The organism is Micromonospora endolithica (assembly GCF_003626595.1).
Classification (GTDB): Bacteria; Actinomycetota; Actinomycetes; order Mycobacteriales; family Micromonosporaceae; genus Micromonospora; species Micromonospora endolithica.
Window position 1 is genome coordinate 22,309 of record NZ_RBAK01000024.1, and the last position, 24,340, is coordinate 46,648.

Below are 24,340 nucleotides of genomic sequence, written 5' to 3' on the forward strand. Positions count from 1 at the left end.
GGGGCGACGCGGACTGGCTGAAGGACGCGGGCTGGCGGGAACGCGGCGGCGCCGCGAAGGGACGTCGGTCGACTCCGACGCCGGGTGGTCGTCGGGAGGGGGCAACGAGGACATGGCGGGCAACGGTGACCGTGCCGAGACCTGGACGTCGGAGCTCCGCGAGCAGCAGGCCACGCTCGGTGCGGATCTCGGTCCCGCGGATCCGGCGGCCTACACGATGCGCAAGCCGATCCCCGAGCCGATGCCGACCGACCGGCACGGGCCGGCCCGGATCATCGCGATGGCTAACCAGAAGGGCGGGGTGGGCAAGACCACCACGACCATCAACCTGGGCGCGGCCCTGGCCGAGTACGGCCGCAAGGTGCTGCTCGTCGACTTCGACCCGCAGGGTGCCCTCTCGGTCGGCCTGGGTGTCAACCCGCACAACCTCGACCTGTCGGTCTACAACCTGCTGATGCAGGACGACGTCATGGCCGAGGACGTCCTGATCAAGACCGACGTGGCGGGCCTGCACCTGCTGCCGGCCAACATCGACCTGTCGGCGGCGGAGATACAGCTCGTCAACGAGGTCGCCCGGGAGATGGCCCTGGCCCGGGTGCTGCGCAGCGTCCGCAAGGAATACGACTACATTCTGATCGACTGCCAGCCCTCGCTGGGCCTGCTGGCGATCAACGCGCTGACCGTCGCGCACGGCGTGCTCATTCCGCTGGAGTGCGAGTTCTTCTCGCTGCGCGGGGTGGCGCTGCTGCTGGACACCATCGACAAGGTCCGCGAGCGGCTCAACTTCGACCTGGAGCTGGAAGGCATCCTGGCGACCATGTACGACAGCCGCACCACCCACTGCCGGCAGGTCCTCCAGCGGGTCGTCGAGGCGTTCGGCGACAAGGTCTACCAGACGGTGATCACCAAGACGGTGAAGTTCCCCGAGTCCACCGTCGCCGGTGCGCCGATCACCACCCTCGACCCGGCGTCCTCCGGGGCCCGCAACTACCGCCAGTTGGCCCGCGAAGTGATCGCCGCGCAGTCCGAGCGGTAGCCGGAAGGCCGGGTGCCCGCAGCGTGGACTACGGTTCTCCGGTGACCGCGCCACCCCTCGACCCGACCGCGCCGCCGGCCGCCGATCCGCTGGTCGAGGCGGAGCCGGCCGCCGAGGTCGACGGCCCGCAGGTCGGCTTCACCGTACGGCTGGCGAACTTCACCGGCCCGTTCGACCTGCTGCTGCAACTGATCAGCAAACACAAGCTGGACGTCACCGAGGTGGCGCTGCACCGGGTCACCGACGAGTTCATCGCCTACATCCGCGCCATGGGCGACCAGTGGGACCTGGACGAGACCAGCGAGTTCCTGCTCATCGCCGCGACCCTGCTCGACCTGAAGGCGGCCCGGCTGCTGCCCGCCGCGGAGGTGGAGGACGAGGAGGACCTGGCCCTGCTGGAGGCCCGGGACCTGCTGTTCGCGCGGCTGTTGCAGTACAAGGCGTACAAGGAGGCGGCGGCGCACATCGCGGCGTTGGAGGAGGTCGGCGGGCGGCGCTACCCGCGGGCGGTCACCCTGGAGCCCCGGTATGCCGAGGCCCTGCCCGACCTGGTCCTCGGCATCGGCCCGCAGCGGCTGCTGAAACTCGCGATCCGGGCGATGACCCCGAGGCCGGTGCCCGAGGTGTCCATCGCGCACGTGCACATGGTCCGGGTCAGCGTCCGTGAACACGCGGCGATCCTCACCGAACGGCTGCGCCGCGCCGGCACCGCCCCGTTCTCGCTGCTCTGTGCCGACTGCGAGATCACCCTGGAGATCGTGGCCCGGTTCCTCGCGCTGCTCGAGCTGTACCGCGAGGGCCTGGTCGCCTTCGTCCAGGAACAGGCGCTGGAGGAGCTGACCGTACGCTGGACCGGCCCCGCCGACGGCGGACCCGACCTGCACATCGACGAGTACGCCGGCTCGCCCGAGCCGGCGGACGGGGCAATCGGGTCGACCGAGCCGGCTGGTCCGACCGAGCCGGCTGGTCCGGCCGAGCCGGCTGGTTCCGAGGCCGCCCCGGCGGTCGGCGCCGAGCCGGTGGAAGGGCCGGCGGGATCCGTTGACCCGGCCGGGCGGGCGAGCACGGGGAGAACCGAGGAGTGAGCGCGATGAACGACGAGGAGCGCCAGGACTCCCTGGCCGACCAGGCGGCCGCCTGGGTGCCCCCGTGGGACCGGCCCCGACCCGCTGCACCCACCGGCACCGACCCCTCCGAGGTCGCCCCTGCGCCTGCCCAACCGGCCGACGATGCCTCCGTCGACGCCCCCGGCGTTGATCCCGGAGGGAACGGGCCGGAACTTCCTGAGATCTCTGCAGTGTCCGGCGAGCCGATGGACGCGGCGTCGGCTGGCGCGGAGTCGACGGGGGAGGGTGCGGGCGTACCGGAAGGGGCACGTCGACCTCGGCGGCGGGCGGCGGTCGCGCCGGAGCCGGCTCCGGAGTTGGACGACGCGGAGCTGCGCGGCGCGCTGGAGGCGATCCTGCTGGTGGTGGACGAGCCGGTGAGCGAGCTGGTCCTGGCGCAGGTGCTGGAGCAGCCGGCCGAACGGGTCGGGCCGGTACTCGACCAGATCGCCGCCGGCTACACCGCCGCCGGGCACGGTTTCGAGCTGCGCCGGGCCGCCGGTGGCTGGCGTCTCTACACCCGGCCGGAATACGCGACGTACGTGGAGCGGTTCGTGCTGGACGGGCAGTCGGTGCGGCTGACCCAGGCCGCGCTGGAGACCCTGGCGGTGGTCGCCTACCGGCAGCCGGTCACCCGTTCCCGGATCTCCGCCATCCGCGGTGTCAACTGCGACGGGGTCATCCGTACGCTGGTGTCCCGCGGTCTGATCGAGGAGTGCGGCACCGAATCCGACAGCGGTGCCTTTCTGTACCGCACCACCACGATGTTCCTGGAGAAGCTCGGGCTGAACAGCGTCGACGACCTCCCGCCGCTGGCCCCGTTCCTCCCCGACGACGTAGAAGAGCTTGCCGATGCCACGCGATGATCGCGCCCCCAAGTCCGACGCCCCCGTCTACACCGGCACCGAACGCCTGCAGAAGGTGCTCGCCGCCGCCGGCGTGGGCTCCCGACGCGCGTGCGAAGACCTGATCTTCCGCCGCCGGGTGACCGTGAACGGGCGGGTGGCGCAGCTGGGCGACAAGGCGGACCCGACCCGGGACGTCATCGTCGTCGACGGTGAGCGGTTGCAGGCCGACGTGCGACTGGTCTACGTGGCGATGAACAAGCCGCGCGGCGTGGTCACCACCATGGCCGACGAGAAGGGCCGCACCGAGCTGGCCGACTTCATCGGCGCGCGGGTGGAGCAGCGCGTCTACCACGTCGGGCGGCTCGACGCCGACAGCGAGGGCCTGCTGCTGCTGACCAATGACGGCACCCTCGCCCACAAGCTCATGCACCCCTCGTACCAGGTGCTCAAGACCTATCTCGCCGAGGTGGCCGGGCCGATCCCGCGCAACCTGAGCAAGCGGCTGCTGACCGGGGTGGAGCTGGAGGACGGGCCGGTGAAACTCGACTCGTTCAAGCTGGTGGACACCCTGGGCAAGACCGCCCAGGTGGAGCTGAGCCTGCACGAGGGGCGCAAGCACATCGTCCGGCGCCTGATGGCCGAGGTCGGGCACCCGGTGTCCCGGCTGGTGCGTACCTCGATTGGGCCGATCAAGCTTGGCGACCTGCGCACCGGGCGGCTGCGGCGGTTGACCAACGCGGAGGTCGCCGCCCTGTTCAAGGCCGTGGGTGACTGACGCGCGCGGGCCGGGGTACGGCTGCCGGTAGGCTCCGTGCGGCCCACGGAGGGTGGCGGGCGTCGCCTCCGGCGACGGCGCCTGGGTGCCCGGCGCGGCGGCGGGCATGATGGAGAACGTGTGGTTACCGCTCGCGGAACAGGATGTTCCGTGAGGTACGGGCTGAGGAGGACGACGGTGGAGGAAAACGAACGGACCGGGCGCTGCGTGGTCGCCGTGGACGGGCCGTCCGGTTCGGGTAAGTCCACCGTCTCCCGGCGGCTCGCCGTCGGGATCGGTGCCCGCTACCTGGACACCGGCGCGATGTACCGGGCGATCACCTGGGCGGTGCTGCGCTCCGGCGTCGACCGGGCCGACGCCGGCTCGGTGGCCAAGGTCGCCGACGAGGTGGACCTGCGCATCGGCACCGACCCCCAGGGGTACGGCGTGACCGTCGACGGGGTGGGCGTGGACGCGGACATCCGCGGGCCCGAGGTGACCGGGGCGGTGTCCGCGGTGGCCGCCGTGCCGGCGGTCCGCAAGCTGCTGGTCGCCCGGCAGCGGGAGATGATCGTCAACGCGGGCCGGATCGTCGTCGAGGGCCGCGACATCGGCTCGGTGGTGGCCCCGGACGCGGACCTGAAGGTCTACCTGACCGCCTCGGCGGCGGCCCGAGCGGCCCGGCGCAGCGCCGAGGACGCCAGCGACGTCACCGCGACCGCCGCCGACCTGGCCCGGCGGGACCGGCTCGACTCCACCCGCAAGATCGACCCGCTCGCCCAGGCCGCCGACGCGGTCGTGCTGGACACCACCGAGCTGGGCATCGACGAGGTCGTCGCCCGCCTGCGTGACCTGCTGACCGAGCGGGGCGTGGCATGAGCGAGCCCGGCGGGTGGGTGGAGCTGCGTGAGCCGGACCTCGACACCGAGGAACCGACCGGCCCGCAGCCCGTGGTCGCGGTCGTCGGCCGGCCGAACGTGGGCAAGTCGACGCTGGTCAACCGCCTCATCGGCCGCCGGCAGGCGGTCGTCGAGGACGTGCCCGGGGTGACCCGGGACCGGGTGCCGTACGACGCGCAGTGGAACGGCCGGCAGTTCACCGTGGTGGACACCGGCGGATGGGAGCCGGACGCCAAGGACCGGGCCGCGGCGATCGCCGCGCAGGCCGAGGCGGCCATTGTCACCGCCGATGTGGTGATCTTCGTGGTCGACGCGGTGGTCGGCTCCACCGACGTGGACGAGGCCGCGGTGAAGATGCTGCGCCGCAGCGCGAAGCCGGTGATCCTGGTGGCGAACAAGGCGGACAACACCGCCATCGAGATGGAGGCGACCGCACTGTGGTCGCTGGGGCTCGGCGAGCCGATGCCGGTCTCCGCCCTGCACGGCCGGGGCTCCGGCGAACTGCTCGACGCCATCCTCGACGCGATGCCCGAGGCGCCGAAGATCGTGGAGAACCGGCCGCGCGGGCCGCGCCGGGTGGCCCTGGTCGGCCGGCCGAACGTGGGCAAGTCCAGCCTGCTCAACCGGTTCTCCGGCGAGGAGCGGGCGGTCGTCGACGCGGTCGCCGGCACCACCGTCGACCCGGTGGACAGCCTGGTGGAGATCGGCGGCGAGACGTGGCAGCTGGTCGACACGGCCGGGCTGCGCAAGCGGGTCGGCAAGGCCAGCGGCACCGAGTACTACGCCAGCCTGCGTACCGCCTCGGCCATCGAGGCGGCCGAGGTGGCGGTGGTGCTGCTCGACGCCAGCGAGGTCATCAGCGAGCAGGACCAGCGGATCCTGTCCATGGTCACCGAGACCGGACGGGCACTGGTCATCGCGTTCAACAAGTGGGACCTGGTCGACGGCGACCGACGGTACTACCTGGACAAGGAGATCGAGCGGGAACTGCGCCGCATCCCCTGGGCGATCCGCCTCAACCTGTCCGCGATGACCGGTCGCGCGGTGGACAAGCTGGCTCCGGCGCTTCGCAAGGCCCTGGCCAGCTGGGAGACGCGCATCCCGACCGCGCAGCTCAACTCGTGGCTGACCGCGCTGGTGCAGGCGACCCCGCACCCGGTGCGCGGCGGCCGGGCACCGAAGATCCTGTTCGCCACCCAGGCCGGCGTGGCCCCGCCGCGCTTCGTGCTGTTCACCACCGCTCCGCTGGACCCCGGTTACCAGCGGTTCGTCGAGCGCAAGCTGCGCGAGGAGTTCGGCTTCGAGGGCAGCCCGATCGAGATCTCGGTACGGCCCCGCAAGAAGCTCGGTCCCGGCGGCCGGGGCAAGACCCACGGCTGACCGCCGCGCTGGTTCGACAAGGCCGGGTGGGGGGTCCTCCTCCACCCGGCCTCCCCTTTCACCACCCTCCTAGGACGCTTTAGAGGTGGTGACCCGGTCGCCCGGTCGGCCACGCGCCGGGACCGGAGGGGCGGGTGCGAACGGGTGGAAGATCCTGCGCTAAGCTGTACCGGCCGTCGCGGGGGGATCCGCGCGAGGGCATCGGGACGTGGCGCAGCTTGGTAGCGCACTTGACTGGGGGTCAAGGGGTCGTCGGTTCGAATCCGGCCGTCCCGACAGCACGAAAAGAGGCCGTCAACCGGGTTGTTCGCCCTGGTTGACGGCCTCTAATTCATGCTGGAACAGTGGGGATTGCTTGACCTAGACGGCGCGTAGCTGGGGACCACCTGGGGACCGGCGGGCCTTCAAGTGAGCGCTGAGGGCTGTTCCAGCGTCTGTGATTGACTGCCTGTCGGGGTGCAGGTATCGCTGTGTCGTCGTCAGCGACCCGTGACCGGCGATCTTCCGCAGCACATGCACGGGGACCCCGGCGTCGGCCATCCACGTAAGGCCGGTGTGCCGTAGGTCGTGTCTGCGTAGGTGTTCGTATCCGAGTGTGGTGACCACCTCATCCCAATGCGTCGCGTCCCGCAGCACAGCGGTGCTGATCCGACCACCGCGCGGCCCAGTGAACAGCCGGGAATCGGGCTTGGATGCTGCGTCCAGGCGGTGAGCGACGATCGGCCGTACCTCTTCGATCAGCGGCACGGTCCGGGCGCGCTTTCCCTTGGTGCCCTTGTCGATGAGGCCACCCGGACCGGGCGTGGTATGGCGGCGCACGGTCCATATCCACGCTTTCCGGTCGATGTCCTCGGCCCGGACGCCGGAAACCTCGCCGATCCGCGCGGCGGTACAGGCGGCGAATATCACCACGTCGGCCCATCCAGTGAAGTTGTTCGCGGACCGTTTGACCAGCGCATCGGCGAGACCGTTGAGCGTTTCCCAATCGGGCAGTGCGAGCGAGCGAGGGTCGTCCAACTCATCCTCTGCCCGCTGATATTCACGCTGCCACCCGGTCACCTGGGCGGGGTTTCGCTGGATGATGCCGTCACGTACGGCCTGTTCCATCACGCGGACCAGCACGGCGAGAAAGTTCTTCACCGTCGATCGGCTGTATTCGTGGGCAATCCAGGAGTGAACCGCTCGGTCCACCACACCATTGGTAATCATCCGAACAGGAATGTGACCGAGCGTCGGCACTACCCGGTGGCGTAGCCGGGCGGGGCACCCCGCCACCAAAAGGTGGGGATGCCGTACCGCGCCCCGTCCGGATCGAAGTAGGCGGCGCGGATGCGCGACATCAGGCCGCGCGGCGCGGGTCGGTGCGGGCGGTCAGGTCGGCAGCGGCGCGGGTGACGCGGGCCTCAGCCCGGCGCAACCGCCGCCAATCCAGGACGGTCGGGCCGCCGTGGTCCTCGGCGTACAGCATCGTGATCTCGGCGTCCAGGACATCCAGCTCGGCCGCGATCAGCGGTCACTCACGTTCGATGACAGCCAGGTCGGCGGCGGTCGGCTCGGCGGTGACGAGGGCGAGGCGCTTCCTCATGGAAAACCTCCGGTAGTCGATGCAGTGGGGGAGCGCAGTGGCGCGGACCAAGACAGCCCGCGCCCGCCAGCGCCAATGTGGAGATGAGCTGCACGGACCTCAGCCGTGCGCGGTCACCTTTTCCGGGGAGGTGACAGCCCTTGTGTTGTCAATGAACGGGTGCACGGTGGTCCGTAGGCGCGCAGCGTCGAAGCGCTGCCTTCCCCGGCTTCCGCCCGGCTGACGAGCGGCGCAATACAACTCGACGTTGTATTCACTGATGTGGACGCTACAGCTCGACGTTGTATTAGCGCAAGGCGTGAACCCTGATCAGCGCGGCGTGTTGAGTGTCGGGTGGCGTACTCTCGCTGGTGATGTCTGAATCGACGGGTGAGCTACCGACTGACTGGTGGACGACTGCCGACGTACTAGCGTTCCTGAAGGCGGCGGGAGCGCCGGTAAGCCGTGCTACGTGGGCGGCCTACGTGTCCCGAGGGCAGGCTCCCGCCCCCGACCGCATGTTCGGCCGGTCGCCAGTCTGGCGGCCGGCGGCGGTCCGGGAGTGGCAGGCATCCCGCCCTCGCCGAGGTTCGGTCGAAGTCTGAACCTGGGTATCGGCCTCAGGTCCCCTTGGCAGGTCCAGTTCGTTTCCATGGGCTCTAGTCAACGTGAGTAGCCGTCGACTTCCCATGAACTACATGGAACCGGCGATGCATGAACATGGAACTCGTCTGGCGAACCCTGATTGACGTACGCCGCTAGACTCCCCGGAAACACTGCCTGCGGGGGAGGTAGGCGCATGCACGTCGTTGCCACGTGGACGGGGCAGAACGCGCGTGCACTCCGGCTGGCGCTGCGGATGACGTTCGATGACTTCGCCGGGCACCTAGGCGTGTCCACCCGAGGCGTGACGAAGTGGGAGGGGCAGCCGGACGCGGAACTGGCAATGCGTACTCAGCAGCTCCTTGACGTGGCGTGAAGCGCGCGGACGACGACGCGTTGGCACGGTTCGCGCAGTTTGTTCAAGAGCCGGCGCAGCCTGCCCCCGAATCAGCGCCCGAGACGCCGACGTCTCCCGTGCTGCCGCCGAGAACCGTCACGGCCCGCCGAGTGACACCAGACCTGCTCCGGTTCCTTCGCCGTTCGCTACGTGACCACTACACGGCAGACAACTTGCTTGGTCCGCGCGCACTGCTTCCTGCCATCACGGCTCATGCCGACACCATCGAGCAGATGGCGCGAGACGCGTCGGGTCAATCGCTGGACGATCTGTTGCGGGTGGGCGCTGGGTACGCCGAGTTTGCAGGCTGGCTTCATCAAGACGCGGGCGACACAGAGGGCGCTACGGCGTGGTACCGCCGCGCGCTGGAGTGGGCCGCGGCTGGCCAGGATGACCGGATGGCTGCCTTCGTCCTGACCCGCCGTGCCGTTCAATCCATCAGCGCCCGCAACGGCGCCCATGCCGCACGGCTGGCCAGCGCCGCCCAGCGTGATCGGGGACCGGAAACGCTGCGAATACGCGCCATTGCTGCCCAGACCGAAGCACTCGGCTATGCGGTCCATGGTGAAGGGGGAGAGGCGGACCGCGCCTTGGACTTGGCCGAAGGACTGCTTGACGTTGGTGGTGCAGACACGCCGCTGAAGGGCGATCCGTCCGATGGGCGGTACTGCGACCTGCGGCTCTACCTGGCCATCTCCCGGGCGAAGTGCCACCTGGAACTCGGCCGCGCCTCGGCCGCCGTGTCGGCCTTCACGACGGTTCTCGACACGCTTCCACCGGACTACCATCGCGACCGTGGCCAGTACCTCTCCCGCCTTGCTCAGGCATATGTGCTTGCCGGCAGTCCGGAGGAGGCATGTGTGTGCGCTGAAGAGTCCTTCGCTATCGCGGTCACGACCGGATCGTCACGCACCCTCAACGACCTGCGGAATCTGCTCGGCCAGCTACGGCCTTGGGCGTCGTACCCAGCCGTGGCGAAGCTGCGCGACCTGCTGACCACCGCTGCCTGACCAGAGAGGCCATCACCGTTGTTCTCGCTCGCAACCGACGCCGCACCCGGCCGCCCCAACGAGGATTTCGTGATCGCCTCCGCCGACCTGGCGGTGGTCGTGGACGGGGCAGGCATCCCGTTCGGTGGCTGTCACCACGGCGTGGCCTGGTACGCGCGCCAGCTCGGCGTCCGAACGATGGCCGCGTTGGTCGCCTCACCGGATGTGCCTCTAGTGGATGGCTTGGCGGCGGGCATCGCCGCTGTAGCTGCGTTGCATGTCGACACTTGCGATCTGACTAACCCGGGCACGCCGTGTGCGGCCGTCGGCGTTTTGCGGGTGGGGCCTGATCGAGTGGATGCACTGGCGCTGTCCGATGTGAGCGTGGTGGTCGACCTCGACACCGGACCGGAGGTCACGTGCGACCTGTCTATCGAGGAGATCAGCGGCACCGAGCCGGCTGCAGTCGCGGGGATGCGGTTCGGTACCCCTGAACACGCCAACGCCCTAGCCGCGCTGGTGGCGCGGCAGACCGCGACCCGCAACCGCCCCGATGGATGGTGGGTGGCTGCGGCTGACCCGGCCGCAGCCCAGTACGCCCGGACCGCCAGTTACCCGATAGACGCACTCGTCCGAGCAACCGTCTTCTCAGATGGCGCTACCCGCCCGGTGGACCAGATGGAGATCTATCGCTGGCCGGAGTTCCTCGACCTGCTCGAAAAGTTGGGCCCCGCAGGTCTGATCGCGCACGTCCGCTCCCTTGAAGCTGCCGACCCGCACGGGGACAGTTACCCGCGGACCAAGCGCCATGACGATGCCTCGTTGGCCCAGCTCATGCTCGACAAGCCGTTAATAAACCGACGCTCATGACCTAGCTGTCACCCCTGTCACCGTCCAGACTCTCGGCTGCGAGAACACAGCGGGGCCTGGTGACAACCCGTTGACCAGGTGCTGCATGGCGCCGACCGCTACGTCTTCAACAGTCCGGGGAGTAAGCGAATGCGACCGAAGCTTGAGTACAAGACCGCACTGGCGCTGCTCGGTAAGCACGACCACGCGATATTGGAACACCTTGATAAGGTTCTTGGAGGCGCCGTACTTGGCAGTGGGCCCCTGGGATTCGGCGAAATATTTCAGCTTGTTGACCAAAAGAACGAAGGTGTTCGGATTCTGCGCGCTCTTGCCGATAAGGCGGGAGAGGCCCTCATGGGAGTTACAGGCCGTGAACGGCATGAGCTGATTTACGCCGCGAATGCCGTTCTATTGATCAGTTCATTCTTTGAAGCGCTGGGCGAAGAATTGCCACAGTTGTCAAGTATGAAACTGACGGATGGCAATAAACTTTCATTGCTCCCGCATGGGAAGATCGGCAAAACAAAGCTGGTTGAGAGGCTTACCTATATCCAGGTTCCAGAACCATGGAACGGATCAGGTTTCAGGGAAACCTTACGGCTGGAGGTCCGACCGGCGCTAGAAAATATGGCGGTAAACTGTGTCGAGTTTCTAAATGGGCTATCGGCATGGGAGGCGCTAGCGGCTCGCAGGCCAACTTTGGGTAATGAGATAAAGGCAAAAGTCGTTGATAAAGCGCTGGTCAAGTATCGTGACGGCTACCTGAGGCTAGCTGGAGACATTCCAGAGTTTCAAAGCTGGATTGCTGTTGGCGAGAGTGCTGCGACGCGACAGCAGCTCAGGCTATCTGTTGAGGAGATCATTCAATCGCAGTCTAGCGCTTTAGCGAAATTGGAGACACTGTTAGAAAGATCAATCACAAGCAACGTTGGGCAAAAACGTGCCGGGCTCGACGGGGCGGTCAGTGAGGCGCAGAGCAGTTATCTGCGGAGACTTAATGCAGCCGAGCTGGTAAAGCCAATTCTGGCTGCGGACTTCATGACCTACGCTCCCCACCTCCGGCTCCCCGCCCTGGCTGATAGCTACGTCACGCCCAATTTCAAGTATGTCCGGAAGTCGCGGGAGTCTCGCCCCTCAGAGGAGGGTTGGTGGGCGGCGGTGCAGCCACGAAGCGATCTAGACCTCCTGTTGGCAGCGCATCTGGCTGCTCCGATAAGCACAGGGATGCCGTTGCTGGTGCTCGGCCATCCGGGTGCCGGAAAGTCGCTCCTGACAAGAATCATTGCTGCGCGTTTGCCGGCCGAAACACACACTGCGGTATGGGTGCCCTTACGCCGGGTCGATGCCACAACTCCTATCTACGTTCAAATCGAGACTGCCCTTGCCGAGACCTCGCACGGCAGGTTGAGTTGGAGCCGGCTCTCGGAAGAGACCGGAGATAGGACGATCCGGGTTGTGCTGCTGGATGGACTCGATGAACTCGTGCAGGCCAGTGGAGTGTCACAGTCACGATACTTGCACGACGTAATAGCGTTTCAAGAGCGCGAAGAGACCGTATCGGGTCGGCCTGTAGCGGTCATCGTAACTTCGCGCACAGTAGTCGCCGATCGTGTCGACATTCCTCATGACATGCCGATTATTAAGTTGGAGGACTTCGACGCTGGCCAGGTGAGGGACTGGCTGAGAGTATGGAATTCGACCAATCGCTCGGTGGAACTATTCCGTCCTCTGGCGATTGAGATGTTCGACTCGCTCGGGTCTATAGCGAGCCAACCGCTACTTCTTCTCCTGCTCGCTCTATACATGGCCGACCCAGAGGCCAGAGATATTTCTGCACTGAAGTCGAACGCCGACCTCTACTCGGCTCTAATAGACAACTTCGTTAAACGGGATATCGGCAAGGAGATCGAACAGCAGCGCCGTGACCTAGACATGAAGCGAGAGCTGGTGATGCGGCGCCGGCATCTTAGCGTTGCAGCCTTCGCCATGTTTAATCGAGGTCGACAACATGTATCGCATAACGAGCTTCGGGCGGATCTAGATGCCTTGTTCGGCAGGGGACTTGCCGGCCGCACCGACTTTGACCAAGGTTTGGACCGCGCTGCTCTGACGGTGGGACAGTTCTTCTTCGTACACTCACCACGTGGTGATGCGGCACTGGATGAGCGGCTAGGCCAAGAGAGGACGTATGAATTTCTGCACGCGACATTCGGAGAGTACCTAATCGCCCTTGAGGTGATGCAGTTACTGGATCAGTTCGCGGAGCTAGAAGCTACTGCATTCTACAATCCGTCGCCATACCCTAATCGCTTCGACGATAATTTACTCAGGGCGTTGCTTTCTCACGAGCCGTTGAGTAAGCGCCCACCGATCCTCAACTTCGTAAGCGAGCTTTTCGCCGCCCGAGCAGAGGATCTTCAGGTCTGGATTCCAGTTGTGGTTAAGCGGGCGATTCAGCAATTCCGCGACAATTCGACCTGGGGTACAGCCTATTCGGAGAGCATCGATAGGTCCCGTAATCATAGGTTCGGGGCCGACAACTTCGAGCGGGTGGCTCACTATGGGGCCAACCTGGTTGCCATTCTTGCAGCCATCTCGCCGGGAGGAACCGCTATACGCGAGATTGCGCCTCCTAACGTAGATGTCGCCCGTTGGTGGCGCTCGATGGTTCGTTTGTGGCGAGCGAGCCTAGATGATGATGGCTGGATATCGCTAACCAAGTCGCTATATTCGGGGCCCGATAGTAAAACGGAGGAGTCTTGGACCCTCCCTGTCACGCACATCTATGGAGGGCAGCCCCCGGGCTATGCAGAGATGGTGGGCGCGTTCTTCGCTGAGCCGGCACCGTCGGAAGCAGAGGCTTACTTGCTTGGGGACCGGCAGTTGGCCGCGTGGATCACCAGCGGTAGGATTTCCTGGTACGACAATGCGGTAAAGAATGGGCCAGGCACCAGAGCGCATCATCTGCTTGTAGGCATGCATCGGATCTCCAACGACGTTCGCGAGAACAAATATATCCAAATTGTGGATTACGCTGAGCGAGGCATGCTCTCATTATCCACGATGGAATTGTTTGCAGCTTGTCTGGCGCGCGATGCGGCATTTTTGACCGAGGCAACCTCTGTAAGGTGCCTAGAGGTGCTCGGGGCGCGATATGCGTTAACTCCTTCTATCATCGCTAGATGTATAGTGGCACATCCGCCTATCATTGAGAAATATAAGGGAAACCTGTGGCGGTTGATTAGAGAGTCGCAAGCCGAACCGCATGAGCTTCGGGAGGCTAGGGTTATTCTTAGCGGCCTTCTGGTCGACTCCTCCGCTAAATCGCGCCGCTCATCCATTGAGGCCGCGCTCCATGCACTTAAGGGGAGGGCCGGAAAGAAACGATGAAACACGCTGCAGTCCTGCGTTAACGGGCTGACAGCCCCATGTGGCGGGGTGGGCAAAGCTCCGTGGACGGTGGGGACCAGACGGGGACCACACGTAATGCTCGTTAGCGCGCGCACCGTCGTCCACTGCACGGCTTGAACTTTAAAGTTGCTTGCGTGACGTGCGTGGACGAGTAGCGATTCGTCCTGGGGGTCAAGGGGTCGTCGGTTCGAATCCGGCCGTCCCGACGCAGGTCAGAGGGCTGATCCGGAAATCGGGTCGGCCCTTTCGCCGTTCTGGGGACCAAGATCAGTCAAGTTGAAGCGTGCCTAGCGCTGCTTGACCGACGGTCAAGTCTCAAGTGCCCAGCCGGGATGGCTGCCGAATCGTTCGCTTTCTGGATCAAGGCGGCCCGCAAGCGGGCCGCGCCGGCCCGGCCGGCCACGCTGACGGACGACAAGACCCTGAAGACCTCGGGGCTCTGCCCCGAACCCCGGCCCTCCTCAGAGATCCGCTCAGCAGCGTCAGGCCCGCGGGTGTCGGCCGGGAATCGTGGTGGACGGCGCAGAAGATCGCTGGCAGCATCACCGGATGCCACGGAGCCGCACCCTCGGGTCTATCACGGTCACCGCCCTCACCGATGGCGAGGGCCCGTTCTTCCAGCCCCGCGTCGAGGCGTTCCCGGACGCGACGGAGGCGCACTGGCGCGCGGCCGACCGGCGCGATCCCGCGTCGGTGACCGCCGACGGGGAATGGTGGCTGCAGTTCCGTAGCTTCGCCCTGCGCGCCGGCGACGGGCCGGTCACCCTGGTCGACGCCGGGATCGGCTCGGCCGACTCCCCCGCCGCGAGCTGGGCGCCGGTGCCCGGCCGGCTGCCGGAGGAGCTGGCCGCCGCCGGCATCGATCCCGCCGACGTGCGCACCGTGGTCCTCACCCACCTGCACAGCGACCACATCGGCTGGGCGGTGACCGGCACCCCCGGCCGCCCTTACTTCCCGAATGCGGACTACGTGGTGCAACGGGCCGAGTTAGATGTGATGGAGACGATCAACCCGGGCCTGCCGGCCGGCCTGGTCGCGCCGTTGCGCGCCGCCGGTCAGCTCCGGGTGGTCGACGGCGACACCACCCTCACCCCGGAGGTACGCGTGCTGAGCACGCCCGGCCACACCCCCGGCCACCAGTCGGTGCTGGTGGAGGCGAACGGCGAACGCCTGCTGCTCACCGGCGACCTGCTGGTCCACGCCATCCAGCTGATCGACCCCGACCTGGCGTACGCTCACGAGGAGGACCCAGCCACCGCCCGCACCTCGCGCACGACCCTGCTGCGCACCCTCACCGCACACGGCCCCGCCCTCCTCGCCACACCCCACCTGGGCGCCCCCTTCGTCGCCCTCTGACACGTAACTGACGCTCTCTCTGCGCCGCCCCAACAAGCGAGCGGTCCGCATCTAGTCCGCAAGAGGTCAACGGACGACGGGGGAGTGGTGGGAGATGTCGAGAGGCGTTTCCGCTGCTAGATCTCCATCTGCCCCGGTCGACGGGGTGGGCGACTTGATCTCATAATCCTCCGGTCGCGCCGTGCCCGTTGCGTGCCTGTTGGCACGGGTGCCGAGGGTCAACGGCGGTCGGCTCCTGGAGGTGGCCGCCAGCCTGGCAGCGCAGGCCGGACCAGCTCCTTGCCGAGCCGCTTCCGCCCGTGTCCACACTTCCCGACCTGGACACCCTGCGCCAGCAGGCACCCGACGAGGAAGCCCTACCGCCGCTCGTCGTCATCACCGCGGCCCCGCCCGCCGTCGCATCCATGCGGACCAAGACCGCTCTCACCCTCGGCGGCGCCTTGGGCGTGTCCGCCGTGCTGCTCGGCGAATGGCCGCACGGCGTCACCCTCGACATCGCCCCGGACGGCCACGTCACCCACGCCTCCGGGCTGGCGATCGAATCGATCCCCCGACGCCTGCCCGTTCTCGACACCCCCACCGCCATCGGCATTCTCGCCACTCTGCGCGAGGCGCAGACGGGGGAGACCACCACGCTGCCCACCGACGCGGCACCAAGCCCGGTGGTTCCACTGCACGCGAGCCGGACCGACACCGCACCGCCCAATCCGTCTGCACCGGTCACCGCGACCGTCGAGCCCGAAGCTGCCGGCAAGGCGCACCTACGGGTGCTCGGGCAGCCGCGCATCGACAACATCACCCAACCCGGCCGACCACTACGCGCCAAAGCCCTCGAACTCGCCGTTTTCCTGGCCTGCCACCCCGACGGCGTCACCACCCGCGAGATCGGCGAATACCTCGAACTCGACGCCCGCCCCAGCCAAGCCGACCAACGCGTCCACACCAACGCCAGCAACCTGCGACACGTCCTCGCCCGCGCCGGCACCCACGAGGCCAGAAACGCCTACGTCTTCAAGAACGCCGGACGCTACCGGCTCGACCCCGTCGCCGTCGACGTCGACGTCTGGGCCCTGCGCGACCTGCTCCGCACCGCCACCATCGCCGCCGGCCCACGCCGCCGCCAACTGCTCACCGCCGCCTGCGACCTCTACACCGCGCCACTGGCCGACGGCCACGACTACGAATGGCTGCCACCACACCGGGAAACCGTGCGCCGCTGGGCTACCGAAGCCCACCTGCTCCTGGCAGACGACCTCATCGACACCGACCCACAGGCCGCATCCGACCTCCTCGACAAAGCCATCGGACTGGACCGCTACAACGAGGCCCTCTACGCCAAGGCAATGCAGGCCCGCCACGCCCTCGGCGACACCGACGGCATCCGCACCCTCCTACGCGCCCTGACCAAAGCCCTCGCCGACCTCGACGCCGAACCCCAGGAAACGACCGTCACGCTCGCCCACGGGCTTCGAAGCAACCTTGCCGATTGGTGATCACCAGGGGACACCGTCACGTCGCGTAGCACCCCGTTGATCCAGTGCACGCCTGTCATCCGAAGTGTCGACAGTCCGATCCGGATCATGGACGACCGTTCGGCCCGCAGGTTCGCCAGGTTCGTGCTTTCGACGAGGCAGTCGGTGAAGGCCGCCCCGTCGAGCTGCACGCCGCTGAGGTCCGCGCTGGTGAACCGGCACTGCGTGAACTCCACCCCGTCGGCCGCCTGCCCCGACAGGTCGAGGTCGGCGAACGCCAGCGGACGGAACGTCGATTCGGGTTCAAGCCTGTGATCCTCGGCGGTGGCCAGGCCCAGCGCGGCCGGCGGTCGTGGCTTCGCCGGCCGCCGATGGCGGCTGACCCCCGAACCACTACCGTCCGACATCCGAGCAGCCATGCGCGGACTCTAGCCCGGCTGCCCCACCGACGGCGCACACCCGCCCCATCCGCGATGCCGCAGCCTGAAGCTTCGCGTGATCGCCGAGGACGCCCGGCGTCGGAACCTCCGTCCTCGACCACCGCGCTTTGGTTACGGGGCGGCGGTGGCGACGAGGGCGTATCAAGAGCTGCGCGGTGAAACGACTCGTGTATGGGACCGGTTCTACGCGATGTTCGACTTCCGGCCCTTACCCAGGTCATTTAGGCGGGCTTCGCGTCGCTGGTGGGGGAGGGGCCGCTGTTGTGCCTGGACTGGCAGCACCGGTGCTATCGGGTCTGGCCGACACTCATCAGACCTGAGAATCTCGATCCGCCGGGACGGCCGGGCTGGCCGTTGTCGCCGTATCCCGACGGGGACTATCACATCTACCCGTCCGAGGGCTTCCGGTCCGGCTCCTTCGGACACCCGTGGGAGTCGTCGCTGTGCATCTTCGGCCCTGAACTGCTCGACGCGATCGCCGTGGACGTCCACGCGGTGCTTCGACACGTCATCCGCCGGGACGGCCGACCCACCACGGCATGATCAACGAGCATGTCCAGGCGGGTGGCGTGCGGAGATGTCGTCGTCGGGCTCGGTGTAGCCGTGCGCGAGGAGCACGGCCAGGAGCCGCTGCTGCCATGCCCTCTCATCGGCGTCACGCCACCGATGCTGCCGTGGGCACTGCCAGTTCGGTAGCGGCTCTTCGGGGAGGAAACATCCACCGAGCGCGAGCCGGCCGTCGGTGGCAGCAGCTCTCGCTTCTGGGACGGGCCGGCCGAAGAGCAAAGGAACGCCTGCTGTGTGGCACTCGGGGCAGGCTGGGATCACGTCGCTACGGTACCGAGCCTGCGACCTCTGCGGGGCTCCTGTCGTCGGGTCGGGTCGGGAAAGCTGGCTGGAGGAGCGAAGAGGCCGGGTGCCATGTGCGGCTACGGCATCGGCGGCCGCTCCGTCGGGCCCGGCGTGGTCGGGCCGACCTGCGCACGTGCTGAGACCAGCGCGTGACGCTGTCGCGCGCGGAGGCGTGACCAAACTCTGCGGCCCGGGTCTGGTACGGGTACGAGGTGGCGGGCCGGAGCGTTACCGTTGCCGGCGTCCCGACGGTGTGCTCAGCCATTGCTCCGCTCGGCGGCGTTTGTCGTCGTCGCCTGACTCCCTCGCTGCCGCCAGTAGACGCATCCGTAGCTCTGCCGGGACTTTGGCGATGTCCCTCGCCTGGTGCGTGCGTGCCTTCCAGCCGCACAGGTGCCGCACAGCGCCGGCGTCGATGTGAGCGTCGGTGGGGTAGGCCTGCATAGCTCGGATGAGGTGGGCGATCGGTGTTTCGGCGAGCGCTGGCGCCGGCAGTGCTTCGTGTACGGGAAAGCCGGAACAGCGCCCTGTCCCCGAGCCATACCAGGCGAGCGTGACGCCAGCCCGCTCGACCGGATCCGGAATCGCTTCTTCGAGACGGCGGGCGACCAGCCGGTGTATCCCCTCGGGAAGAAGCCCGTCGGTGCTGCCGGCGGCCACCGCCACATCAAGTAGGTCATGTACTGCGGCGGGGGCAGCGGCCCTCCACCGATGTTCGGCGAGCCACCGCTCGTGGCGTTCGCGTTGCCGCTGTTCCTCCCGCACCAACGGACCTTCGACCCCATGCTCAGCGAGCCAGCGCAGCACCGCGCCGCCATCGCGCAGCCTGGCGTCGCCGTCCCAGCCCGACCAGCGCAGGTGGCTGGCGTGATGAAATCCCGCGGCTGCAGTCAGCCGCCCGCTCCGGTCGAAGAACTCGAAGGCGAGGTCGCCGTGACACATGCAGTACCCGTCGGTCGTCTGCGTGACGGCCAAGGCCTGAACCAGCCGGCGAACTGCCACCGGCTCAGTCACCTCCAGCAGCACATCCTCGCCCAGCACCCGGATACCGGACACCTCACCACTGGTCACCCGAACTCGGGCGGCGCTGCGCAGCACCTCGCCGAGGGTGGCTTCCGAAGTCACCCCATTATTCTGCGGTCGCAACGCCCTGCTGACGAGTCCCGCCCCTGGCGATCTCCGTACTGGTGCTGTCCATCATCCGCGGCTGGCCCGACCCCACGAACCTGCTCGTCGCCTCTGGTTCGGTGGCATTCGCGTTCCTGTTACACCACATGGTTGGCTGGACGCTGAACCGGTGAACGGCGTCGGGGTGTGCCTGTTCTACCGGCGAGTCGGGCCTCCGGCGAGAGCCGGCACCTACTGCCGGTCGGCTGGCGAGCTGGGTAGGACGTGATGATGACGGTTGACTGGAGTCGGCTCGGGCACGCGTACGGCCGGGCGACCGACACCCCGGGGCACGTGGCCGCTCTGGACTTCGGTGACGCGGAGGCGCGGGAGGCCGCGCTGGATCACCTCGACATGGCGGTGCTGCATCCGCGTTTCCCGGAGACGGCGACCGCGCCGGCAGTGCGGGCCGTGACCGAACTGCTCGCCGAGGGGCGAGCCCACCCGGACACCGTCGAATCGCTTGTGGAGTTCCTCGGCGACGCCGCTATGAGCGTGACCGACCTCGCCGACGATCGCGACTTCGGGGGGTACTGCCGGACCTCGCCGATGCCGTGGCCCAGGCGTACCCGGTGGTGCTTTCGCTGCTCGCCGCGTCCCCGCCGGACCGGGCGCTGTTCCGCGCGGAGAACCTCGTGGCGATCGCGCGGATGCCGTCCCTGGCTGGCCGGCGGGAGGAACTGGCGGCGCTCCTCCTCGAGTGGTCGGACCGAGGCGCGGGGCCGCAGACGGGATGGCTGTACTGCCTCGGCCAGCTCGGCTTTGACCTTCGCGACCGGCTCATCGATCCGGACCCGGCGGTCCGGCTCCCAGCCGCGCTGGCCCACGAGGACGACCCACGCGCCCGTGAGCTGATCCTGACCGCGCTGGCTGAGCCACCACCTTCGGGACTGCACCAGTTTGCGCTCGTCGCCGCGGCGATCCGCATCGCCACCGACTTCGGCGAGATCGCCACGGCTGCGTGCCGGGTGGCCGGTCGGGACAGTTGGACCGGCTTCGACGACGGCTGGGGAGCGCTGGTGCGGTTCGCCTTACCCAAGCCGCACGGGACGCACCGGCCCCTCACCGAACCGCAGCGCGCACTGGTTCGGGCGCTGGTGAACAATGACGAACTCTGGGACCCGACGAACGGCAGCTGCGGGCTCGTCTTCACGCAGGCCGGACTACCGCACAACCGGAGTGCCTGTCGCCGCCTCGCTCGGTGAGCGCACGAGAAGAGCGCTCAACAGGCAGAGGATCGATGCCTGCGCAGGGTGCAATGATCCACGCGGCGATCTCCGGATGAGCGGAGACAGCACGCAGGGGGATGCGGATGAATCGGCCGTGGCCATTTCGAGGGGTCGTGATGCAGGACGCCTAGGGTGACCCGCCACCCGGCGGGGTCTACGCCGTGGCACGCGGCCACCGCACGATCTTCGATTGTCCTCACGAACCATCGATGATCAACGCGGTGGCCGTCCTCATGCTCACGCCACGCCCAACGCCGAAGCCAAATGACGGGCGAGTACTAATGGCTATCCGGACGCCGGGCGGCCCTCCGGTCGGCGACGGCGATCGCCACCGTGCTGACCATCAACGCCAGGAAGTGCGCCACCATCAGGGCCAGCATGGCTCCCGACCACGATTCGTCCGGGTCCTGCCGCAGCGCGGTGACGGCCAGTCCGGCCGTGGTGAGCGCGAACAGCGCCACCCCGATCACCCTTACCCGGGCCCGCGGGTCGGTACGGAGGACATGCTCGGCGTACCTGCGCGCGCCCGGTGAGAGGGCGCGCCAGGTGCGGGTCGCCCAGAGCAGCCACAGCGCGGGCGGCAGCAACACCAGCACCCACATCCACGGGAGCATGGCGAACACGCCGAGGAAACCGGCCGCCCAGACCGACATCATCGCCCAGCCGGCGAGGCCGCCGACGACCAGCCGGTCCAGTTCGGCGCGGGCGACGTCATTAGTCGGTTCGGCAGTGAGTACCGCGCTGACGTGCCCGGCCGCGGTCGCCAGCCGACCGCGGGTGGCAGCGACCTGACCGAGCCCGGTCAGCGCCGCCCTGTGCTCCGGGTCGAGCGCAAGTGCCCGGCGGTAGGAGCGGTTGGCCAGCGTGTTCCACCTGATCGACTGGTACATCGACGCGCGGATGTAGTGCGGTCCCGCCGACTCAGGGGCCAGACCCACCGCCCGCCTGATCGCCCGGAACGCGCGGCGCGGCTGCCCGAGGCCGAGCGAGGCGAGCGCCAGCGCGGCGTGCCCCCGCCAGTCGTCCGGATCGAGACGGACGGCTTCCACCGCGCTGGCCCGGGCCGCCGCCAGCTCTTCCATGCCGACGTGGGCGAAGGCCAGCAGCAGGTGTCCCTCGTACTGCCCGGGCCCGACCGAGACGGCCCGTGCCGCCGCGTCCCGCATGGCCGGAAAGTCGTCCTCCGCCTGGTGGGTGCGCGCCAGCACATGCAGGGCCTCGACGTGGTGCGGGTCGGCCGCCAGGACCGCCAGGATCTCCCGCCGCGCGGCGTCGGCCCGGCCGACCTCCAGCAGCGCCTCGGCTCGGGCCACCCCGGCGTCGTCGGCCGCCACGTCCTGCGTCACCGGCCCAGCCTAGTCTGGTGCCCTGAGTTGTTAATTCGGCCGCAGTATGTGGCGAGGCCGTTCAGGGTCTCGTCGGCGGTCCTGGTCCACACGAACGGTTTCGGGTCGGTGTCCATGCCTCGATCCAGGTCTATACGTCGGCTCCGTACCCCCGCACGACCTGATTACTGCCGGGATCAGCAGCAACCAGCCGGACCGCGCCAGGCGCCTTCGCGGCGCCCGGCGCGGGTGAGCTGCCGACCCCGCTCAGCGGTTGCCAAGGATGAGATCGGCATGCTCGCCCCGGCCGTCCTGACCATCCTCACCGCCCAGCAGCCAGACGCCGACCCCGAACCGGAGATCATCGCGTTGACCGTCGCCGAGATCCGCCGACTCCTCAACGCCTTCTTCCTGGCCGCAGCACTGCCACCAGAGCACACCCTGCACTGGTCGACCTGGCGGCGAACATCCCAAGCCCGATTCCGACAGTCCCACTACCAGCGCAGACAGGCGAAGTGACGTTGGAGTATTAGGCTCCACATATGGTCCGGGATGAACTGCTGCGGCTGCGCGCGAGGGCGGAGGCTGAGGCGGCGACGCTGGCCCGGGATCTGGAGGCGCTGTTCCTGGCATCGCGGGATTCGAATGCTGACGACGAGCACGATCCGGAGGGTGCCACCATCGGCTTCGAACGCGCCCAGTTGACGGCGCTGTTGGCCGGGGCGCGGGAACGGATCGCCGATGTTGACGACGCGCTGCGTCGGGTGGATGCGGCGACCTACGGCGTTTGCGAACGATGCGGGCGGCCGATCGGCGATGAACGGCTTGCCGCGCGGCCGTTCGCCCGCTTCTGCATGGCATGCGCATAGGGCATGAGGGTTGGCGAACACTGGGGCCGCTCACTAATTCCAGCGAAGCGTTTACGCGGGCTACGACGAGGTGCGCTCAACTGCCGTGGACGCGCGTCACGGAGCGCAGCCGGCCACCCAAGGGCGGCGGCGCACGGACGTGCCAAAGTGAGGTTGCCGAGCTTGATTGCTCGGGTTGGCTGAGAGCCCCAGAATCGGGGCATGCTGCCGACGGAGATGCCGTGTCTCGACGGGCCGCCAGCGCGCTTGCGGGCGTTTCGGTTGGACGACGCCCCGCTCGTCGCTTCGGTCGCCTCGGACCCTCTCATCCCCCTCATCACGTCAGTGCCGCCCTCCGATGCGCACGAGGACATCGCTGCCTACCTTGAACGGCAGCACCAACGACTCGCTGAAGGGTCTGGCTACTCCTTTGCGATCGCGGACGCCGAGACCGACGAAGCTGTGGGGAACATCGGCCTCTGGACCAGCCACATCTCCACCGGGCGGGCATCGACGGGCTACTGGATCGCACCGCAGCACCGGCGCCGCGGATACGTCCGGGCCGCTCTGAGCGCCCTCACCGCTTGGGCCAGCTCACTGGACGACGTCAAGCGGCTGGAGCTGTTCGTCGAACCATGGAACGAGGGCTCGTGGCGCGCCGCAGAAGCCTGCGGCTACCAGCGCGAAGGACTCCTGCGCAGCTGGCAGCAGGTCGGGACCGAGCGCAAAGACATGTACGTCTACAGCCTCATCCCTGGTCCGCGGGAGTGTGTCGATTTCTGTGTTTGGGCCTGTGGTGTGATCGAGGTTGTTAGATGTCGACCCGGTCGCCGTAGGCGAGGATCAGGGCGTTGAGGGCCTTGGCCCAACCGTAGACCCGGCCGGTGATGCTCCCGCCGCCCTTTCGTTTCTGTTGGACGACGAGGTAGAGGACCTTCATCGCGGCCTGCTCGGTCGGGAAGCGCCCCCGTCGGCGGGCGGCTTGCCGGAACCGGGCGTTCAGGCTCTCGATGATGTTGGTGGTGTAGAGGACCTTGCGGACCTCGTGGTCGTAGTCCAAGAAGGGCACGAACTGCGGCCAGGAGGTCCGCCACAGTTTGATGACGGCCGGGTACTGGTCGCCGAACTCGGCGGCGAACGCCTCGAACCGGGCCTCGGCGGCCGCGACAGTCGGGGCGGTATAGATCTCCCGCAACGCCGGGGTGATCTTCTGCCAGTCCTTGCGATTGGTGTAGCGCAGGCTGGCCCGGACGAGGTGGACGACGCACTGTTGGTGCACCGCCTGCGGCCAGACCTGCTCGATGGCGTCGGTCATGCCTTTCAGTCCGTCGGAGCAGACCATGAACACGTCCTCGACACCCCGGTTACGTAGTTCGGTGAGGTAGCCGGCCCACTGCTTGGCGCCTTCCCCGCCGGTGCCGGCCCACATACCGAGGACGTCACGTTCTCCGTCGAGGCTGATGCCGACCACGACGTAGACGGGCCGGTTCGCGACCTGCCCCTGGCGGATCTTCACCACCAGGGCGTCGATGAACACCACCGGATAGACACGGTCGAGAGGCCCTTGCCGCCAGGCTTCCATCTCGTCCAGGACGTTGTCGGCGACCCGGCTGATCAACTCCCGGGACACGTCGGCGTCATACACGTCCGCCAGATGCGCGGAGATCTCCCCGGTGGTCAACCCGTTGGCATAAGCGACAGGATCGTTTCGTTGAACCCGTCTAACCGGCGGGTGTGCTTCGGCACGATCCGTGGCGTGAACGACCCGGCCCGGTCCCGCGGGACCTGGATCCGCACCGGCCCGACCTCGGT

The 24,340-nt window shown here is 67.7% G+C and carries 19 protein-coding genes, 1 tRNA gene and 4 pseudogenes; 17 read left to right on the forward strand and 7 right to left on the reverse strand.

Annotated features, from left to right (window positions below; all coding sequences use genetic code 11):
• Positions 1 to 112: 112 nt before the first annotated feature.
• The 7 genes from D7223_RS31830 to D7223_RS31860 all read left to right on the forward strand — a co-directional run bounded on the left by D7223_RS31830 (position 113) and on the right by D7223_RS31860 (position 6,299).
• Entirely contained in the window at positions 113 to 1,036 is a 924-nt protein-coding gene (locus D7223_RS31830) for a ParA family protein (protein ID WP_120733318.1), read from the forward strand.
• Between the two features lie 41 nt (positions 1,037 to 1,077).
• Entirely contained in the window at positions 1,078 to 2,121 is a 1,044-nt protein-coding gene (locus tag D7223_RS31835; protein ID WP_120733320.1) for a segregation and condensation protein A, read from the forward strand.
• 5 nt (positions 2,122 to 2,126) lie between these two features.
• A complete protein-coding gene (gene scpB, locus D7223_RS31840; RefSeq protein WP_120733322.1) occupies positions 2,127 to 3,008 on the forward strand; it encodes an SMC-Scp complex subunit ScpB in 882 nt (293 codons plus the stop codon).
• Positions 2,995 to 3,765: a pseudouridine synthase gene (locus tag D7223_RS31845; protein ID WP_120733324.1), complete on the forward strand. Its 771-nt coding sequence runs from the start codon at positions 2,995 to 2,997 to the stop codon at positions 3,763 to 3,765. The genes scpB and D7223_RS31845 overlap by 14 nt, the downstream gene beginning before the upstream one ends.
• Positions 3,766 to 3,942: 177 nt before the next feature.
• Positions 3,943 to 4,623 (forward strand): (d)CMP kinase, encoded by a 681-nt coding sequence (cmk, locus tag D7223_RS31850; protein WP_120733326.1) that lies wholly within the window; start codon positions 3,943 to 3,945, stop codon positions 4,621 to 4,623.
• A complete protein-coding gene (gene der, locus D7223_RS31855; protein WP_120733328.1) occupies positions 4,620 to 6,023 on the forward strand; it encodes a ribosome biogenesis GTPase Der in 1,404 nt (467 codons plus the stop codon). The genes cmk and der overlap by 4 nt, the downstream gene beginning before the upstream one ends.
• Positions 6,024 to 6,225: 202 nt before the next feature.
• A tRNA-Pro gene (locus tag D7223_RS31860) sits at positions 6,226 to 6,299 on the forward strand.
• Positions 6,300 to 6,383: 84 nt separating this feature from the next.
• On the opposite strand, the pseudogene D7223_RS31865 reads toward D7223_RS31860, so the two are convergent.
• From D7223_RS31865 to D7223_RS31870, 3 genes and pseudogenes are all read right to left on the reverse strand, one after another.
• Positions 6,384 to 7,274 (reverse strand): annotated as a pseudogene (locus tag D7223_RS31865) (tyrosine-type recombinase/integrase); the annotation flags it as partial.
• A pseudogene (locus D7223_RS34425) lies at positions 7,268 to 7,363 on the reverse strand (RRQRL motif-containing zinc-binding protein); the annotation flags it as partial. The pseudogenes D7223_RS31865 and D7223_RS34425, both read right to left, overlap by 7 nt.
• Positions 7,363 to 7,533, reverse strand: coding sequence for a DUF6284 family protein (locus D7223_RS31870; RefSeq protein WP_238162326.1), 171 nt, complete (start codon positions 7,531 to 7,533; stop codon positions 7,363 to 7,365). The pseudogene D7223_RS34425 and the gene D7223_RS31870, both read right to left, overlap by 1 nt.
• A gap of 1,029 nt (positions 7,534 to 8,562) precedes the next feature.
• Between D7223_RS31870 and D7223_RS31880 the strand changes: the two genes are divergently transcribed.
• From D7223_RS31880 to D7223_RS33825, 5 genes are all read left to right on the forward strand, one after another.
• Entirely contained in the window at positions 8,563 to 9,597 is a 1,035-nt protein-coding gene (locus D7223_RS31880) for an NsdA family TPR-like regulatory protein (RefSeq protein ID WP_120733330.1), read from the forward strand.
• A gap of 18 nt (positions 9,598 to 9,615) precedes the next feature.
• Positions 9,616 to 10,446, forward strand: a complete 831-nt coding sequence (locus tag D7223_RS31885) for an integrase (protein ID WP_147252542.1) — start codon at positions 9,616 to 9,618, stop codon at positions 10,444 to 10,446.
• A gap of 129 nt (positions 10,447 to 10,575) precedes the next feature.
• Positions 10,576 to 13,818: an NACHT domain-containing protein gene (locus D7223_RS32620; RefSeq protein ID WP_147252541.1), complete on the forward strand. Its 3,243-nt coding sequence runs from the start codon at positions 10,576 to 10,578 to the stop codon at positions 13,816 to 13,818.
• Positions 13,819 to 14,388: 570 nt separating this feature from the next.
• The gene (locus D7223_RS31890) at positions 14,389 to 15,195 is read left to right on the forward strand and encodes an MBL fold metallo-hydrolase (protein ID WP_120733335.1); all 807 of its coding nucleotides are present in this window, start codon (positions 14,389 to 14,391) and stop codon (positions 15,193 to 15,195) included.
• Positions 15,196 to 15,494: 299 nt separating this feature from the next.
• Positions 15,495 to 16,688: an AfsR/SARP family transcriptional regulator gene (locus D7223_RS33825; protein ID WP_238162321.1), complete on the forward strand. Its 1,194-nt coding sequence runs from the start codon at positions 15,495 to 15,497 to the stop codon at positions 16,686 to 16,688.
• Positions 16,689 to 16,840: 152 nt separating this feature from the next.
• Here D7223_RS33825 and D7223_RS34400 read toward each other — a convergent pair.
• Positions 16,841 to 17,086, reverse strand: a pseudogene (locus D7223_RS34400) (pentapeptide repeat-containing protein); the annotation flags it as partial.
• Between the two features lie 264 nt (positions 17,087 to 17,350).
• On the opposite strand from D7223_RS34400, the gene D7223_RS31900 reads away from it, so the two are divergent.
• On the forward strand, positions 17,351 to 17,650 hold the full coding sequence (locus tag D7223_RS31900) for a DUF2716 domain-containing protein (protein ID WP_238162322.1): 300 nt from the start codon (positions 17,351 to 17,353) through the stop codon (positions 17,648 to 17,650).
• 537 nt (positions 17,651 to 18,187) lie between these two features.
• Here D7223_RS31900 and D7223_RS31910 read toward each other — a convergent pair.
• A complete protein-coding gene (locus tag D7223_RS31910) occupies positions 18,188 to 19,084 on the reverse strand; it encodes a hypothetical protein (RefSeq protein ID WP_147252540.1) in 897 nt (298 codons plus the stop codon).
• A gap of 614 nt (positions 19,085 to 19,698) precedes the next feature.
• Here D7223_RS31910 and D7223_RS33830 point away from each other — a divergent pair.
• Positions 19,699 to 20,331 (forward strand): hypothetical protein, encoded by a 633-nt coding sequence (locus D7223_RS33830; protein ID WP_238162323.1) that lies wholly within the window; start codon positions 19,699 to 19,701, stop codon positions 20,329 to 20,331.
• A 302-nt stretch (positions 20,332 to 20,633) separates the two neighbouring features.
• Here D7223_RS33830 and D7223_RS31920 read toward each other — a convergent pair whose 3' ends face one another.
• A complete protein-coding gene (locus tag D7223_RS31920; protein ID WP_120733343.1) occupies positions 20,634 to 21,701 on the reverse strand; it encodes a tetratricopeptide repeat protein in 1,068 nt (355 codons plus the stop codon).
• A gap of 273 nt (positions 21,702 to 21,974) precedes the next feature.
• On the opposite strand from D7223_RS31920, the gene D7223_RS31925 reads away from it, so the two are divergent.
• From D7223_RS31925 to D7223_RS31935, 3 genes are all read left to right on the forward strand, one after another.
• Positions 21,975 to 22,199 carry a hypothetical protein gene (locus D7223_RS31925; protein WP_120733345.1) on the forward strand — a complete coding sequence of 75 codons (225 nt, stop codon included), beginning with the start codon at positions 21,975 to 21,977 and terminating at the stop codon, positions 22,197 to 22,199.
• Between the two features lie 23 nt (positions 22,200 to 22,222).
• On the forward strand, positions 22,223 to 22,549 hold the full coding sequence (locus D7223_RS31930; protein ID WP_120733347.1) for a TraR/DksA family transcriptional regulator: 327 nt from the start codon (positions 22,223 to 22,225) through the stop codon (positions 22,547 to 22,549).
• Positions 22,550 to 22,750: 201 nt separating this feature from the next.
• A complete protein-coding gene (locus D7223_RS31935) occupies positions 22,751 to 23,383 on the forward strand; it encodes a GNAT family N-acetyltransferase (RefSeq protein WP_120733349.1) in 633 nt (210 codons plus the stop codon).
• On the opposite strand, the pseudogene D7223_RS31940 reads toward D7223_RS31935, so the two are convergent.
• Positions 23,340 to 24,325: pseudogene (locus D7223_RS31940) on the reverse strand (IS256 family transposase). The gene D7223_RS31935 and the pseudogene D7223_RS31940 sit on opposite strands and share 44 nt — an antisense overlap.
• Positions 24,326 to 24,340 lie beyond the last annotated feature (15 nt).

Coding starts and splice junctions, on each gene's coding strand:
- D7223_RS31830 (WP_120733318.1), top strand. CDS start 113: ATGGCGGGCAACGGTGACCGTGCCGAGACCTGGACGTCGGAGCTCCGC.
- scpB (WP_120733322.1), top strand. CDS start 2,127: ATGAACGACGAGGAGCGCCAGGACTCCCTGGCCGACCAGGCGGCCGCC.
- D7223_RS31845 (WP_120733324.1), top strand. CDS start 2,995: ATGCCACGCGATGATCGCGCCCCCAAGTCCGACGCCCCCGTCTACACC.
- der (WP_120733328.1), top strand. CDS start 4,620: ATGAGCGAGCCCGGCGGGTGGGTGGAGCTGCGTGAGCCGGACCTCGAC.
- D7223_RS32620 (WP_147252541.1), top strand. CDS start 10,576: ATGCGACCGAAGCTTGAGTACAAGACCGCACTGGCGCTGCTCGGTAAG.
- D7223_RS31890 (WP_120733335.1), top strand. CDS start 14,389: ATGCCACGGAGCCGCACCCTCGGGTCTATCACGGTCACCGCCCTCACC.
- D7223_RS31925 (WP_120733345.1), top strand. CDS start 21,975: ATGCTCGCCCCGGCCGTCCTGACCATCCTCACCGCCCAGCAGCCAGAC.
- D7223_RS31930 (WP_120733347.1), top strand. CDS start 22,223: ATGGTCCGGGATGAACTGCTGCGGCTGCGCGCGAGGGCGGAGGCTGAG.
- D7223_RS31935 (WP_120733349.1), top strand. CDS start 22,751: ATGCTGCCGACGGAGATGCCGTGTCTCGACGGGCCGCCAGCGCGCTTG.